Raw genomic sequence first — 15,888 nt, 5'->3', positions numbered from 1 at the left:
AAGTTGCGCGAAGGTAGTCTAAGTTTTCATACAAAAATCATAAAAATAAACTATTGTTAGATGGTAATTTTAAGAATGTAAATTACTGATAAATAAATAATTAAAATTTTGAAGTCTTAAGTTTTAGGGGTTTTGGATGGGTGTTCAAGACTATATTGAAACCAATAACGCCTAATACTTGTTCTTCTTCGGTCAGTACTTGTACTTCCCACTCACCGGGAGTAATATTTGATTTATACGTATAGCCTCTAAAACCACCATCTCTACCACCCGTAATATCATAGCCAATATCTTCTACCGTTACCCATTCCTTGGTAAGTTCATTGTATTTTCTCCATCGATGAAATATTGACTTCTTTAAATCTGTAGGAGCAAAAATGGAAGAAAATATATACACACGTTGGTCTGGAGAATAACTAAAATCTAGTTTGTGTTTGCGCCAAAATATGTGTGATTCTTCAGACTCATAGGTTACTTCATACTTGCCATTTTTTTGAACAACGTTGTGGGCTACTATTCCTTTATCCAACGCCAAGGGAACCGGTGGTATCAATCTTAAAAAATAGAAAAGATTGATCAAACCGTATATGGCAATGATAATGAAGATCATTTTACCTAGTTTTATTTCTTTACGCGTACTTGGGCTTTTGCCATAAATGAATGTAAGCAACACTAAAGTGCTTACTAAGCTAACGGCACCTGATATTAAAAATATCGTAGAATTGAGCTCTTTTAGAAATACGGGAATCATGAACGTAAAAAAAGTGAAGCTAATAAAGTAGTACACCCCAAATTGTAAATATTTGTTGGAGATCCGTTTTTTTAGAAACTCATTGGCAATTAGTAATAAAACAAGGATAATAAAGAATGATGCCGTTTTGGATAAAGACACACTTCTTGAAAAATAGATGACATAAGCACTTGATAATCCCCCAAAAAAGAACTGAATGGCCAGTGGTAGGTATTCTTCATATCGTTCTAGTAAGGTGCCCTGCCATTTGCCATCGTCTACCAAATTATATAAGTATAGTGTGATGGATAACGATGTCATATGCAAACATAAAACCGTTAAATCATAGGTACGGTCAATACGACCTAAGGTTAGGGTGTCAAAAATAAAACCACCAATAAAGAAAAGAATAGGGGCATACTTAGTGTGCTTTCTAATAAAGCTTCTAAAAGCGCTATTTCTATATCTGGCAAGGGTCTTTTTCATGTTGGTCTAGGTGCTGAGCAAAAATAGGTGTTTAAAAGCACTACAATTGACCGTAAATAATATTTGATGAACGTTAAAAGTTCACGTAGACAAAGTGTTAATATCAACTTTTGGTTTCAACGTAAAAATTAGAATCTATACGTAAGGATTCTAAGTTGCCTTTCATCTTTTTGCTTTGCCATGTTGTAGACGGGTTCAACCACACAGGTTGGTCATCAACAAAAACTTTTAATGGAATTTTAAAGTCTTTGACCGTATTAGTAAAACGATAAGATATTTTTTTACCCTTGATCGTATATTCAAATACGGGTATTTTGACAGTTCGTAAATACTGGTCAAAAAAAGGATCAAGATCACGTTTCATTTTAGTAGCAATATACTCTTCAATCTGTGCGGTAGTAACCGTTTTATGATAGAATTCAGAATTGAGTCCACGTAAAATTGTTCTCCATTCTTTATCATCATTTACTATTTGACGTAGCGTATGTAGCATATTGGAACCTTTATAATACATATCTCCACTGCCTTCATAATTTACATTGTAGATGCCTATTATGGGTCTGTCGTTTCTAATATTGTTTCTAATACCTTGAACGTAGGCATTGGCAGCTTCTGTACCATAGTGGTAATCTAGAAACAAACTTTCAGAATAGCACGTAAAACCTTCGTGCACCCACATATCTGCAGCATCTTTATAGGTGATATTGTTTGCAAACCATTCATGGCCAGCTTCATGGATAATGATAAAATCGAACTTTAAGCCCCAGCCGGTTTGAGAAAGATCTCTACCCAAATAACCCTTTAAGTATTGATTACCATAAGTGACCGAACTTTGATGTTCCATACCCAGATAAGGGACTTCAACCAGTTTAAACGAATCTTCATAAAATGGATACGGACCAAACCAATGCTCAAACGCCTTCATCATTTTTGGGGCATCTTTAAAATGTTCCTTAGCCTTTTCTAGATTATCCTTTAAAACATAATAATCCATATCTAAGGCACCCTTCTCTCCTTGGTATACTTCATCAAAATGAACGTAATCACCAATATTGACATTTACACCATAATTATTGATGGGGTTGCCCACGAACCAGTTATAAGTATTGGTTTCTTTATGTACACTTCGTAATCTACCATTAGAAATATTCATAAGTCCTTTTGGAGCTTTTACACTGATCAGCATACTATCTACCTCGTCATACATATGATCTTTGTTGGGCCACCAGACACTTGCCCCTAAGCCTTGACAAGAGGTTGCCACAAAATCTTTACCATTATTATCCTTTTTCCAAGAAAATCCGCCATCCCATGGTGCATTGACCGCTTCTTTTGGGTGCCCTAAATAGGAAACAACAATTTCATTGAACTCTCCTTTTACTTGGGGTTTGGTCAACTGTACAAAATGTGCATTTACATTATGGGTTACAGTAAGTTCTTTTCCGTCTTGAGTAACCTTTTCAATGCTTAAAGGAGGTTGAAGGTCTACTTGTAGCACTTGATGGGATTTTAGCACCTTATAGCGAATTGTGTTGCTCCCACTTATGAATTTCTCATCTGGGTCAACGGCAATATCCAAATGATAGTAACTTAGATCCCACCATTCACGTTCTGGGGTAATGCTACCTCTTAACGTATCTTGTTTAGTAAAAGTCTGTGCCTGTGAGAAACTTAAAGTTCCCAGAGCAAGAAAAAGTATGAATTTGTTCATGTATGGTTTGAATAGAATTTATCTGAATACTCCGTTTGGAAAAACGACCGGACTCTCAAATCCGTCTTCACTAACCGCTGAAACTCCGAAAAAATAGTTATCAATAACGATGCCGTCTAAAACAAATTCGGTTACATCACCAACGTATCTGCTATAATCCCAAGTAGGGGATGTGGTGTCTCTCCAGTAAATTTTATAGCCTTTTGCACCATCAACCTTACTCCATTGAAATTTAGCTGCAGGTTCAACAATACCACCAATTTTAACCGTTTTTGGTGAAGGTGGGGCCCATGCTATAGATGCCAGGTTAATTGCGTTTACCGCGGTCAATTTGGCGGCGTACTCAAAATTCACATGCTCTAACACATCACCATAGGCAATACCATCCTCTAGACGAATATCTTGGTGTTGTTGCGTATAGTTTTCGTGAGCTTCCATAATACGTATGCCAGGAAAACCAGCATCATTAAAAGGTCTATGATGACCGCCACGACCAAAACGATCTAAGCGATAGATCATCATTGGGTTCATTTCTGGCATGTATTGCTTTACGTTTTTGTGTACGTATCGTGCCAGTTGTCTTGAAACACCATCCACCTCACCGCCGTAAAACCTTCTGGCCTTGCGTAGTTCCTCTGTTTCTGTAGGAGGTACGGGTTCAGAGAATATTCTAAAATCAACGTTACTGATAGTGCCGTCAACTCCCTTTATATTACCGATCATATCATTATTGAATATTCCAATAACCTCCCAGCCTTGATCTTTGGCATATTGTGCTATACCGCCACCGCCAAAAAGACCTTGTTCTTCACCTGAAAGACCCATGTAGATAATACTATTTTCAAAAGTGTATTTAGAAAGTACACGAGCGGCTTCCAACGTACCTGCCATGCCACTTGCATTATCATTTGCACCAGGCGAATCATCAGTGTAGTTGGTTGGGTCGCTAACGCGAGAGTCAATATCACCGCTCATAATAATGTAACGATTAGGGTATTTTGTTCCCTTTTGAATAGCAAGCACATTTACCACTTCAACATCTTTTACAATACGGTTGTTAGCACCTTTTTTGACTAAGTCTTTTTGAAAAAAAACAGTAAGACAACTGTTACAAGCTGCAGAGGTTTTTTCAAATTCACTTTTGATCCATCTTCTTGCTGCACCAATTCCCCTAGTATTGGAAACTGTATCGCTTAACGTATGTCTTGTTCCAAAATTTGCGAGTTTGGTAACGTCGTTTTCTATACGTTCGGCAGAAACCGCATCAATAATATCATAAATACGTTGGTCCGTTTGTGCTGAAAGGTGAATAGCCGATATGAATAAAGCGAGTAGTAAAAATTTTTTCATTTCAATTTTTTTGAGTAAGTAAAGTTAGTTTGGGTAATCGGTTTCTAAAATTAAGTAAAATATAGGGACGACCATAATTTGATGTGCAATTCTATAGCTTACCAGATTGTATTTAAAAAGTATTGTAGCATTGTTTAATACGGGTTATTTCGTTTTCTTTTTTATGAGGTGATAAACGCCCAGCAATGGTCCTAGACCTAGTGGAATGTATAAAAAATTTATCGGGATACTATTTTGAAGTAATCCTAGAAGTTGAATGCTAATTATAGTGATGGCATAACCTAAACAATTTACAATGGTTAATGCCGTACCTTTTAATTGCGGAGCTACCGATGATGCCACCAAATTGGAAAATTGAGGAGAATCTGCAGTAACGGCTATTCCCCATAGGCACCAGCTTGCCAAAAAGAGATATTGGGGCAATAGGAACAAAACAGGAGAAATAAAACAGAACACACCAGAAATAATCAAAGCAGTTAATGCTACTTTTTTGCTTCCTAAGCTATGAGCAATAATACCGCCTAGTGCACAAGACAATCCGCCAAATGCAATCACGATCCCAGTCCATAAAAATACCGATATATCACTACCGGTTTCAATGGCAAACCATTGTATGGCGATAGGGGTAAAGGCCCAAAAGGCATAAAGTTCCCACATGTGACCAAAATACCCAAAAGCTGCTTTCTTAAAATCATAGTTCTTAAAAAGTCGTGGTCCCGCGTTGATCTGTAATGACGTACTTGCTACCCGATAAGGACCGTTAGGTACAAGTCCTAGCAACAGTAAACCACCCATAACGGTAATGCCAGAGGTTAGTTTAATAACACTATCTGAATCATTTGCCCATGAGGTTCCTTTAATTAAAAACGGAAATGCAGTGCCTAAAACCAATGCGCCAACCAAAAAGCCCAATGCTTTGCCTAACCCTTTTTCATAATAATCGGCTGCTATTTTCATACCTACAGGATAGATCCCAGCGAGGAAAAAGCCGGTTCCGAATCTGGCTATCAACAAGCCGGTCACATTTAATTGTGGAACAATTAGGGTTAAATTAGATAAGGCCGCTAAACATCCACAGACCATAAAGACTTTAGAAGGTGAAAACCTATCGGCAATCATTAGAATTCCAAAAATCAATGTGCCTATGATGAACCCGAATTGTACCGAAGAGATGACGTAACTAACAATATCTGCGCCAAAATCTAATTTTTTGGTCAACGATTCTATGATGGCATTGCCTGCAAACCATGTAGAGGTACAGGCAAACTGAGAAATAATTATTATGGGGAGAATATGTAACTTTTGCTTCAATAGATCAATGTAAAAAAGTAACCTTGGCTATTTTATTATTTTCTATTTCATAAATACCTATTGCAGTATAAGAATCACCGTTGACGGTAATGAATTCTTCATCAATAACTATATTACCGATTACAATCCTATTCTTGATTTCACAATGAAGGTTTGGGGTAGTACTAAAAAAGCGATCATAGCCATTTCGCATATTTTCAATACCCTCGGTTCTTAGTTCGCCGTTAGCACCATAAACTTTCACGTTTTTGGCATATGGACCTAAGAAGGCGTTGATGTCTTTAGTATTATAACCTTCAAGTTGTTGTTGTACAGGTATTTCTGGATCTTCATTGATGGACTTATCTTTTATGAAAGTCATGCTATTTATAAGTCCGTCAACCTCATAAATGGCAACTTGTTGAAATTGTTTATCGCCAATGGTTATCTGTTCTTGATCAATAACGGTCTTTCCCAAATGAATTCTAGAGGATACTTTTACATCAATATTTGGCGTACGGTCATAAAAGCTCTGATATTTTTCCTTTAAAATTTCCCGCCCAATGTACAGGGTGTCTTTTGGGTAGTTTTTTACCACAACATTTTTTGAAAAACAGTTAGCAAATGCTTGTAATTCTCGTGCGTTGAATGTTTCTACTTGTTTGTCCACAATATTTTTTTGCGAATCTTTAGAAACGAAACTTAGATAATTTCCATCTGGACTAATTGCTAATCTAGAGATTCCATTGACATCTGGGTTATTAATTTCATGAGCTATTTTCCATTCTGTATCTACTTTGGGGTCAAAGGAAAGAATGGTTGATTCAATGGCAGTAATTAATTGATTACTGCTCATCCAGCAAATGTCATCGGTGATTTTAGGTAATGAAATTATATCCCCGGTTTTTAATGATATTGGATGCAGTGATTTTACCATATTCCCATTATCCGATTTGAAAATGTAGCTTACCAGGTCGCTATTTGGTATGTTATGTAGTGATCTGCCTACATTCTGTTGAACCGTTATATTGGTATGATCTTTTAAGTTAGCTATTACAAGGTCCATTCTATTCTCGCGAAGAACTGTACAGATTATAATATCTTCAGCATACCAAACATGATAACCAACTTTTAAATCTTCTAGAAGAAGGTTTTGTTCGTTGGTATCTAAGTTATATTCATAAAGTCTTTGCAATCCATCCTCATCTAATCTAATTGCCGAAACAGCATTTTTTCCGGGTATTTTTAATGGTGAATATTCGCTGCCACTTGGGGTATCTGTAATCCATGAAAGGGTTTTATCTTTTATATGAAACAGCACAATATCTGTTTGTCCATTTCTTGTTGCAGCATATAGGACCCTGTCATTATCCAAAAATGAAGGCTGATTGTCATAGCCTTCATTTTTAGATATATTTATTGCACCATTAATAATGACCGAATCTTTTTCCAACCCTAAATTGGTCAAATATACTTCTGTGCTCTGTTGTGCATGTAGCTGTATGCAAGATATGGCACTTAGCAAAAGGATAAAGCACTTCAATTTCAAGGACATAAAAAGAGATTTAGATTAGTGTTTTTCTGCAAATCTCTTTAAGATGGCACGTACATTTTTAGTATTGTCAACAAAGTATCTTGCTTGGGTTTTTTGTCTGCCCACCTTTACGGTAACAGCATCTTCTGGCAGTTCCTGGAACATAAATTCATCTGTCCAATCATCACCTATGGCAAAAACAAAATCGTAGTCATGCTCTGTATACACACGCATAGATGCTCTTCCTTTATTTACGTTGCTGCTTTTGATTTCCATTACCTTATTACCATTGAGTACGCTAAGGTCATCGTTAGCAATAAGACTGGTTAATACCGTATTCAATTCAACCGATCTCTTCTGACCAAAATCTGGATCTGTATTTCGGTAATGCCAAGCCAATGAATAGTTTTTCTCTTCCACGAAACTTCCTGGCGTACGATCTACAAAAGATTCAAGAACTGGTAATATTTTCTCCATCCAATCTTTTTTCACCGTTTCTAGCATTCTAAATTCCTCACCACCTTGAGAGATCCAAACACCATGCTCAACGATCATATTGTATTTCTTAGGAAGAAACCATTTGGTAAAGGTCTCTTTATCCCTTCCGCTAATTAAATACATATCTGTATTGGGTTGAGACGAAATTTGGTCCAATAATGCGTAAAGCTCCTCATCTGGTGACGCTTTTTGCGGGTCATTATGAAACCCTGCTAAAGTACCGTCATAATCTAAAAAGACCAATCTTCTTTTGGCGTTTTTATATTTGCTCATTACGGTATTCATAAGGTCAACCGATAATTTTTTAGATCGGTAAGTCTGATCTTTTTCTTTCTGGCTCACTAGGGAGTTCATAAAATCGTTGGCCCATTTTTCTACATTATAGCGTTCAAGTCTTTTTTGTAGCAATGTATTTCTTGATACCTGCTCTTCTTCGGGCATATTGATAGCTTCATAAAGAGAGTCGGCAATTTGCTCAAAATTATTGGGGTTAATTAATAATGACTCGTTCATTTCATTTGCAGAACCTGCCATTTCACTTAGTATAAGCACCCCTGTCTTATCTGTTCTAGTTGCAATGTATTCTTTAGCTACCAAATTCATACCATCTCTTATGGGCGTTAGCCAGGCAATATCAGAAGAGGTATAAAGGTCAATTAGGTTTTCAAAAGGCATAGATCTATAGAAATACCATATTGGCGTCCAGCTTACAGTGGACAACTCCCCATTAATGCGTCCTACAAGTTCATCAACTTCCCGTTTTAATAATTGGTATTGTGGTACGTTAGATCTAGACGGAACCGCAAGAATAATAAGTCTTACTTTCTCTTTATACTGCGGATATTTCTTTAAAAAATACTCAAAGGCATTTAAGCGTTTTGCAATACCCTTGGTATAATCTAAACGATCTATAGAAAGGAAGAATTTGGCATCGGGAGCAGATTTTTTATGAGTATCCAGTCGTTTCTGCAATTCAGACTTTTGATCCTCGGTACGTTGAGAATGTTCTTTTGCTGCATCGCTAAACTTCTTATAATCGATACCCATAGGGAAAGAGTCTACTTTTATAACCCTATCATCTAAATAGATATCGTTAAAGCTTACCTCTAAACCTAGTAGCCTTCTAACAGAGCTTAAAAAGTGGCGTTCGTAGTCATAGGTATGAAAACCGATCAGATCAGACCCCAGCAACCCTTGTAATACTTCACGTCGCCAAGGTAGGGTTCTAAAAATCTCATACGATGGAAAGGGAATATGTAAAAAGAAGCCTATAGAAATATCCGGTCTTTCTGCTCTTACCATTTGGGGCACCAACATTAATTGATAGTCATGTATCCAAATAGTGTCTTCATTGTTTGCTTTTTCAAGGATGGCATCGGCAAATTTTTGGTTTACCGCTTTGTATGTTTCCCAGCTATCCAGCTCAAATTCAGAATATTCTAAGAAGTAATGAAATAAAGGCCATATGGTTCTATTACTAAATCCATAGTAAAAACCATCTACCTCTTTCTCCGTTAAATTAACTTTTGAAGATCCATGCTCCGCTAAGGCGCTATCAATTTTAGGAACCAATTCTTCGGGAATTTCTTCATCCGTTAATCCGCTCCAACCAATCCAAAGGCTATCACCGCCGGAGTGTACAGATTTCATTCCTGTGGCCAGTCCACCTACACTTGGTACCGCAGTAATGTCGCCATTGCTAATTTGTAATTGTACAGGTAGTCTATTTGAGATAATGATAGTTTTCGCCATAAAAGAGAATTTTTTGCTTCTTCTTGATAATTATTTCTCTAAATTTCGGGAAAAAGGAGGGCAATACCAATTGAAACCTCAAATGAATCAAGAATTTTATTGAATGGATAATTTAGACTACGGAATAATAGGGAATTGCAGAAGTGCAGCATTAATTTCAAAGACAGGAAGCATAGATTGGTGCTGTTTGCCAGAATTTGATAGTCCGTCTGTATTTGCCAAATTACTGGATGAAAATATAGGTGGAAGTTTTGAAATAAGGGTTGATGACAGCTATGAGATTACTCAGAAATATGAGAGGTACACCAATATATTGATTACCTCTTTTAAATCTGGCGAAGATCACTTTGAAATTCATGACTTCATGCCCAGATATCGTAAGTTGGATGGAAGTCACCATGCGCCACCAGAGTTGATCAGGTATTTTAAATTAATTTCAGGTAAGCCAAGTTTTTCTGTTTTGTATGATCCAAGATTGGAATATGCCATGGGGAAAACCGAAACTTTTATTAAAAAGGATTTTATAGCCAGTCTCACTTACGATGTTAAGTTCGATACTGTATTTCTATACACTTCTTTTGATCAAGAATCTATAGTCAATAGTGTTGAAGTAGAACTTCTTCAAGATGAGTACATGCTTATGGGCTACAATGAAAAATTGTTGTTGCCAACCACAGAAAGGGCTTATCTTGATTTACAGAACACCAAGGTTTACTGGTTAAACTGGACAGATTTAACCCCAACTTACAAGAAATTTAACGATGAAATTTCCAGAAGTGCCTTGACCTTAAAATTATTGAGCTATGATAAGACCGGAGCTGTTTTGGCTGCAGCTACCACATCTTTACCAGAAACCATTGGTGAAGTACGTAATTGGGATTATCGTTTCTGTTGGATAAGGGATGCATCAATGGTGATTAAAGTAGTATCTGAATTGGGACATAAGAACGTGGCAAGACGATATTTACAGTTCATTATAGATTTGATACCCGATAAGGCAGAGAAGTTACAGATCATGTACGGGATCAATAAAGAGAAAAAACTGACCGAAGAAACCTTGGAGCACTTGGCTGGTTACAAAGGTTCTAAACCGGTGCGTATAGGTAATGCGGCATATCACCAAAAGCAGAATGATATTTATGGTATTCTGATGGATGTGATTTATGAACAAATGGTGAAATTCAGCATAGACATAGAAAATGGTGAGGACTTATGGGCCATTACCAAAGGTATTGTTTGGATCGTAAGCAATAATTGGAAGGATGCCGATAAAGGAATTTGGGAGTTCCGTACAGAGGATAGACATTTTACATTTTCTAAAGTATTATGCTGGACAGCCTTGGATCGTGCCATAAAAGTTGCTGAAATGCTGGGCAAGCAGCATAAAATTGATAAATGGGAACCAATAAGGGCGGAAATTTGGCAAGACATCTATGATAATGCCTGGAACGATGAAGTTGGGGCTTATACCCAATCTTATGGTTCCAAAGATTTGGATGCTTCTGTCTTATTAATGGAATCTTACGGATGTGTTGATGCAAAAGATGAAAGATATATTAAAACCGTTAATGCCATTGGAGACGAATTAAGTAATGATGGATTGTTGTATAGATATAAGAATGAAGATGATTTTGGTTTGCCATCTTCTTCATTTACGGTTTGTACATTCTGGTACATTAATAGTTTATTTAAAATAGGGGAAGAGAAGAAGGCGTTGGAGTATTTTGAGAGATTATTAGGTTATAGTAATCATTTAGGTCTATTTAGTGAAGATATTGACTTTAAGACTAAAAGGTTACTAGGAAACTTCCCTCAGGCATATTCACATTTAGCGTTGATAGAATGTGCCATCAACTTTTCTAAGAAAGAAAGTGAGGATCAAATGTTAGAAACTTTGAGAGAATAATTACCTCATAACATAAGCCTTAATTTTATGGATTAGGGCTTTAAAGTGTTCTTCCGTTGAAAACGGATTCATAACGGTTACTCGTAAGAAATGAACATTTTTTAATTTGGTCTGTACAATATAAAATTCGCCATCTTCTAAAAGATACTGGCGAATTTTTATGTTTAAATTGTTTTGCTCTTCAAAATTGAAATTAGGGTTTACATATCTAAAACATACAATATTTGACATTGGGCGTAATGCCAGTTCAAAATTAGGTTCAGCCTCTATAATGTCGGCAAATAAGGAACCCAAATCATATAATAGGGTAACATTGGCATCAAAAACTTCTTCACCATAGAGTTTTAGAAGTGTAAACCAATGTATGGCCATCATATTTTTTGTGCATTCAAAGGTACGCTTGCCGGAATTGTACCAATCTTCATGTTCTGAGTCGGTCAATAAGTAATCCGCTTTTTGACTAAATGTAGCCTTGGCATTGTTTTCATCTTTAAAGAGTAGGGCGGTGGTCAATGCTGGCATCATCATCATTTTGTGACCATCAATAACTACTGAATCTGCTTGAGCAATGCCTTTTAGCGTATGCTTGTATTTTTCAGAAAAAATACCGGCACCTCCATGTGCACCATCAACATGAAACCAGATATTATGTTCTTGGGCAAATTCAGAATTGCACTCAAGATTATCAAAAATACCTGTAGCAGTAGATGGTGCGCTACCGATTATGGCAAAGACCTCAATTCCGCTTTCTTGCGCTTCCTTGAATTTAGCTTCTAAAACATGGGTATCCATTGCAAAATCTTTGGTAACGGGTACTTTAATTATGCCTTGATTCCCTAAACCCATAATTCTTGCCGCACGGTCTACACAATAATGCGCTTCTTCACTGACCATTATACCTAATTGATTTTGATTGCCATCATTCCAAATATCCTTATTGGTAATCGTTTTTCTAGCACTTAATAATGCGGTAAGATTGGCAAGTGTACCACCAGATGTTAAAAAACCTCCAGCATTATTATTAAAGCCAATTTTATTACAAATCGCTTCAATGATAATGCGTTCAATAGCATTGGAAGACATGCCCATTTCATATACCGCAGTACCGTTATTTAATAGCGAACTCAATAATCCTGTGAGTGCGGTAATTGGGGCTGGAGGACTCACCTGATGACCAAGGTAATGTGGATGGTGAATGTGCGTGGTACGTTTGTTGATTTCCTGGAACAAATTCTTGCTATTTCCGTGATATAGAAAATCCTTCCAAAACTGGAGTTCATCCTCAGGGTCGTTCCAATGAATGGCATTTGGGGATTTTCCATTTAATTTATCCTCTAAATGAGCGGTCAACTGGTCTATAAGTGCGTGCCCGTTGGTGTTAAAATCAGAGGATGAATACACTTGTTGGAGTAATTTTTTATGCATGGCTCAAAAGTAGTCGCAATAACGATTTATACCAAACAAAAAAACCGCCCCAATTGGGACGGTTTAACATTCAAGTTACCAAACAACAAAAGTAATCTGAACTAGTCAAAGGTGTACCCGTTATCTGCAGCTACCTTATCGGCAATTTGTGTGCGTAAAGCTACTACATTAGGGTAATTTGTATATTTTGTAAAACGTTTAAGTCCCATTAACATCATTCTTTGTTCATCACCTTCAGCGAAAGATACAATGGCTTCCTTACCTTTTTTAATGATAGTTTCGGTTGCATTGTACAAATATAACTTAGACATCGCAATTTGGGTGGCCTGTGCCTCTTCTCCAAAACGTTTTGCGTTTTTCTCTGTACGTAATAATGCAGATTCTGCCATATAAACTTCAATAAGAATGTCAGAAGCAGCTAACATCAATTGTTGGTGCTTTTCCAATTCAGGACCAAATTTTTGAACTGCTGATCCAGCGACCATTAAGAACACTTTCTTCAGTCTTTTTAAAATATCCTTTTCTTCTGCAAACAGTTCAGAAAAATCAGGAGTATCAAAAGAAGGAATTCCCATGAGCTCTTCGCCAACTGCGGTTGCAGGTCCTAAAAGGTCTACATGACCTTTCATAGCCTTTTTAACAAGCATACCTACAGCTAACATTCTGTTGATTTCATTGGTTCCTTCGTATATACGTGCAATTCTTGCATCTCTCCAAGCGGATTCCATTGGTGTATCTGCGCTAAAGCCCATACCTCCAAAAATCTGCACACCTTCATCTGCTGTATGCTGTACATCTTCCGAAACCGCCACTTTTAAAATAGAACATTCTATAGCATACTCTTCAACACCTTTTAATTCAGCTTCTTGGTGAGTATTGCCTTCGCTTTCACGTATTGCAATTCTATCTTCAATGTTCTTTGCAGCACGGTAACAAGCAGATTCACCAACATAAGCATTGGTGGTCATATCGGCTAATTTTGCTTTTATGGCACCAAAGTTAACGATCGGAGTTTTGAACTGAATTCTTTCGTTTGCATAATTAACAGCCTCGTTGATTACCCTTCTTTGTGCCTCTAAACAAGCAGCGGCTAATTTAATACGACCAACGTTTAGGGCATTCATTGCAATTTTAAAACCGTTTCCTCTAGTGGAAAGCATATTTTCAACAGCAACCTTTGTTTCATTAAAGAATACTTGGCGGGTAGAAGAGGAGTGAATACCTAATTTCTTTTCCTCATCACCTAAGGTAATACCATTACTAGGGTCATTTTCTACGATAAACCCGGTTATATTTTTGTCATCTTCAATACGTGCGAATACGATAAACAAGTTACAGAAACCAGCATTTGAGATCCACATTTTTTGACCGGTAATACTATAAGTTTTACCATCTTCTGATAAAACGGCCTTTGTTTTACCCGAATTTGCATCTGATCCAGCACCTGGTTCGGTAAGGCAATACGCGCCAAACCACTCACCTGAGGCTAGTTTAGGTACATATTTTTGTTTTTGTTCCTCAGTACCGTACAAAGTTATTGGCATAGTACCAATACCAGTATGCGCCCCGAATGCAGTACTAAAGGATCCGGTTGCACCAGAAATATAATCACAGACTAGCATTGTAGAAACAAACCCCATACCCATACCACCGTATGATTCTGGTACTGCTACGCTCAGCAAACCTAGTTCACCGGCTTTACGCATGGTTTCTTCGGTATATGCGTAATCTTTTTTCTCAAAACGTTCCCAGTGTGCCCATAATTCTCTATCAACGAATTCTTTGGTGCTTTCACGCATCATTTTTTGTTCTTCGTTCAAATCCTCTAAAGTGAAAATATCATCACAGTTGGTTTCTTTAACAAGGAATTGTCCTCCTCTAAGAATGTCTTTATCCGATGTTTCTGTACTCATGTTGTTAATTGTATTTAGTATAAAGTATTTGGTAATAAGTATTAAGTGAATACCCTATTCCAAAAAATAAGTTTGTTATTTTAAAAATTCGAATATGCCTGCGGCACCTTGTCCAGTACCTACGCACATAGTAACCATACCGTACTGTCCTTGCATATTTCTTTTACGCATTTCATCAAAAAGCTGAACCGATAATTTAGCTCCTGTACAACCTAACGGATGACCTAAAGCAATAGCGCCACCATTAACATTTACAATATCTTGATTTAAGCCTAGTTCTCTAATAACTGCAAGGGATTGAGATGCAAAAGCTTCATTCAATTCAATCAGTTTTATATCATCTTGTTTTAGACCGGCTTGTTTAAGTGCTTTTGGCACCGCGGCTACAGGACCAATACCCATAATTCTTGGTGGTACACCAGCAGCGGCATAATTAACAAGACGGGCAATAGGCTCAAGATTTAATTCTTTTACCATTTCTTCGCTCATCACCATTACAAAAGCAGCACCATCACTCATTTGAGAAGAGTTACCAGCTGTAACACTACCACCGGCTGCAAATACTGGTCTAAGCTTGTTTAATACAGCAGTTGATGTTCCCGCTCTTGGTCCTTCATCTTTTGTTACGGTATATTTTTTGGTCGCTTTTTTACCATCGGCACCTACATAGGTTTCTTCTACCTCAATAGGCACTATTTGGTCTTGAAAGCGGTCTTCCGCTTGAGCACGAAGGGCTTTCATATGTGAATTATAGGCAAATTCATCTTGATCCTCACGAGATACTTTATACTCGTTGGCAACTGCCTCTGCGGTATTTCCCATTCCCCAGTAGTAATCCTCATGACCTGCTTTTACAACGTCATAATTTAATTCTGTTTTGTAGCCGGTCATAGGTACTGAACTCATACTTTCAGCACCACCTGCAATAATGCAATCTGCCATTCCAGATTGAATTTTTGCAGTTGCTATACCAATAGTTTCAATACCAGATGAACAAAATCTGTTGACGGTAACTCCAGGAACATCAACAATGTCCAATCCCATAAGTGAGATTAAACGTGCCATGTTCAAACCTTGAGAACCTTCTGGCATGGCATTACCAACGATGACGTCATCAATTCGTTTTTTATCTAAATTTGGCAATTCTTTCATCATATACTCGATGGTTTCCGCTGCCAATTCATCGGTACGTTTAAAGCGAAAAACTCCCTTAGGTGCTTTACCTACCGCTGTTCTATAACCTTTAACTATATATGCTGTTTTCATTTTTTACTCTTGCTTTTAGCTATCAGC

Annotated in this window: 10 protein-coding genes; 1 reads left to right on the top strand and 9 read right to left on the bottom strand. The window is 37.2% G+C overall.

Features of this window, described 5'->3' with window-relative positions:
• Positions 1 to 100 precede the first annotated feature (100 nt).
• The 6 genes from YQ22_RS00565 to YQ22_RS00540 form a co-directional block, all read right to left on the bottom strand.
• Positions 101 to 1,216, bottom strand: a complete 1,116-nt coding sequence (locus YQ22_RS00565; RefSeq protein WP_071339638.1) for a DUF2914 domain-containing protein — start codon at positions 1,214 to 1,216, stop codon at positions 101 to 103.
• A 103-nt stretch (positions 1,217 to 1,319) separates the two neighbouring features.
• Positions 1,320 to 2,927: a M1 family metallopeptidase gene (locus tag YQ22_RS00560; protein ID WP_071339637.1), complete on the bottom strand. Its 1,608-nt coding sequence runs from the start codon at positions 2,925 to 2,927 to the stop codon at positions 1,320 to 1,322.
• A gap of 18 nt (positions 2,928 to 2,945) precedes the next feature.
• Positions 2,946 to 4,277: a M28 family metallopeptidase gene (locus tag YQ22_RS00555; protein ID WP_071339636.1), complete on the bottom strand. Its 1,332-nt coding sequence runs from the start codon at positions 4,275 to 4,277 to the stop codon at positions 2,946 to 2,948.
• Positions 4,278 to 4,421: 144 nt separating this feature from the next.
• A complete protein-coding gene (locus tag YQ22_RS00550) occupies positions 4,422 to 5,588 on the bottom strand; it encodes an MFS transporter (protein WP_071339635.1) in 1,167 nt (388 codons plus the stop codon).
• A 4-nt stretch (positions 5,589 to 5,592) separates the two neighbouring features.
• On the bottom strand, positions 5,593 to 7,122 hold the full coding sequence (locus YQ22_RS00545; protein ID WP_071339634.1) for a nuclear transport factor 2 family protein: 1,530 nt from the start codon (positions 7,120 to 7,122) through the stop codon (positions 5,593 to 5,595).
• 15 nt (positions 7,123 to 7,137) lie between these two features.
• Complete coding sequence (locus YQ22_RS00540) at positions 7,138 to 9,351, bottom strand: bifunctional alpha,alpha-trehalose-phosphate synthase (UDP-forming)/trehalose-phosphatase (protein WP_058103078.1); 2,214 nt, start codon at positions 9,349 to 9,351, stop codon at positions 7,138 to 7,140.
• Positions 9,352 to 9,454: 103 nt separating this feature from the next.
• Between YQ22_RS00540 and YQ22_RS00535 the strand changes: the two genes are divergently transcribed.
• Positions 9,455 to 11,257, top strand: coding sequence for a glycoside hydrolase family 15 protein (locus tag YQ22_RS00535; RefSeq protein ID WP_058103077.1), 1,803 nt, complete (start codon positions 9,455 to 9,457; stop codon positions 11,255 to 11,257).
• On the opposite strand, the gene YQ22_RS00530 is transcribed toward YQ22_RS00535, so the two are convergent.
• The 3 genes from YQ22_RS00530 to YQ22_RS00520 form a co-directional block, all read right to left on the bottom strand.
• Positions 11,258 to 12,682, bottom strand: a complete 1,425-nt coding sequence (locus YQ22_RS00530) for a pyridoxal phosphate-dependent decarboxylase family protein (protein ID WP_071339633.1) — start codon at positions 12,680 to 12,682, stop codon at positions 11,258 to 11,260.
• Positions 12,683 to 12,783: 101 nt separating this feature from the next.
• A complete protein-coding gene (locus tag YQ22_RS00525; RefSeq protein WP_071339632.1) occupies positions 12,784 to 14,595 on the bottom strand; it encodes an acyl-CoA dehydrogenase family protein in 1,812 nt (603 codons plus the stop codon).
• A 75-nt stretch (positions 14,596 to 14,670) separates the two neighbouring features.
• Positions 14,671 to 15,861: an acetyl-CoA C-acyltransferase gene (locus YQ22_RS00520; RefSeq protein WP_058103074.1), complete on the bottom strand. Its 1,191-nt coding sequence runs from the start codon at positions 15,859 to 15,861 to the stop codon at positions 14,671 to 14,673.
• Between the last annotated feature and the right edge of the window lie 27 nt (positions 15,862 to 15,888).

Origin of the sequence: Maribacter sp. 1_2014MBL_MicDiv (genome assembly GCF_001865655.1) — a bacterium.
In the GTDB taxonomy this organism is placed as follows: domain Bacteria; phylum Bacteroidota; class Bacteroidia; order Flavobacteriales; family Flavobacteriaceae; genus Maribacter; species Maribacter dokdonensis.
Note: the sequence above shows the minus strand (reverse complement) of the source record. Positions and strands in the feature narration are given on the sequence as shown.

Excerpts from the sequence above, each read along its gene's own strand:
- YQ22_RS00565 (WP_071339638.1), bottom strand. The coding sequence starts at position 1,216 with ATGAAAAAGACCCTTGCCAGATATAGAAATAGCGCTTTTAGAAGCTTT.
- YQ22_RS00560 (WP_071339637.1), bottom strand. The coding sequence starts at position 2,927 with ATGAACAAATTCATACTTTTTCTTGCTCTGGGAACTTTAAGTTTCTCA.
- YQ22_RS00555 (WP_071339636.1), bottom strand. The coding sequence starts at position 4,277 with ATGAAAAAATTTTTACTACTCGCTTTATTCATATCGGCTATTCACCTT.
- YQ22_RS00545 (WP_071339634.1), bottom strand. The coding sequence starts at position 7,122 with ATGTCCTTGAAATTGAAGTGCTTTATCCTTTTGCTAAGTGCCATATCT.
- YQ22_RS00540 (WP_058103078.1), bottom strand. The coding sequence starts at position 9,351 with ATGGCGAAAACTATCATTATCTCAAATAGACTACCTGTACAATTACAA.
- YQ22_RS00535 (WP_058103077.1), top strand. The coding sequence starts at position 9,455 with ATGGATAATTTAGACTACGGAATAATAGGGAATTGCAGAAGTGCAGCA.
- YQ22_RS00530 (WP_071339633.1), bottom strand. The coding sequence starts at position 12,682 with ATGCATAAAAAATTACTCCAACAAGTGTATTCATCCTCTGATTTTAAC.
- YQ22_RS00525 (WP_071339632.1), bottom strand. The coding sequence starts at position 14,595 with ATGAGTACAGAAACATCGGATAAAGACATTCTTAGAGGAGGACAATTC.
- YQ22_RS00520 (WP_058103074.1), bottom strand. The coding sequence starts at position 15,861 with ATGAAAACAGCATATATAGTTAAAGGTTATAGAACAGCGGTAGGTAAA.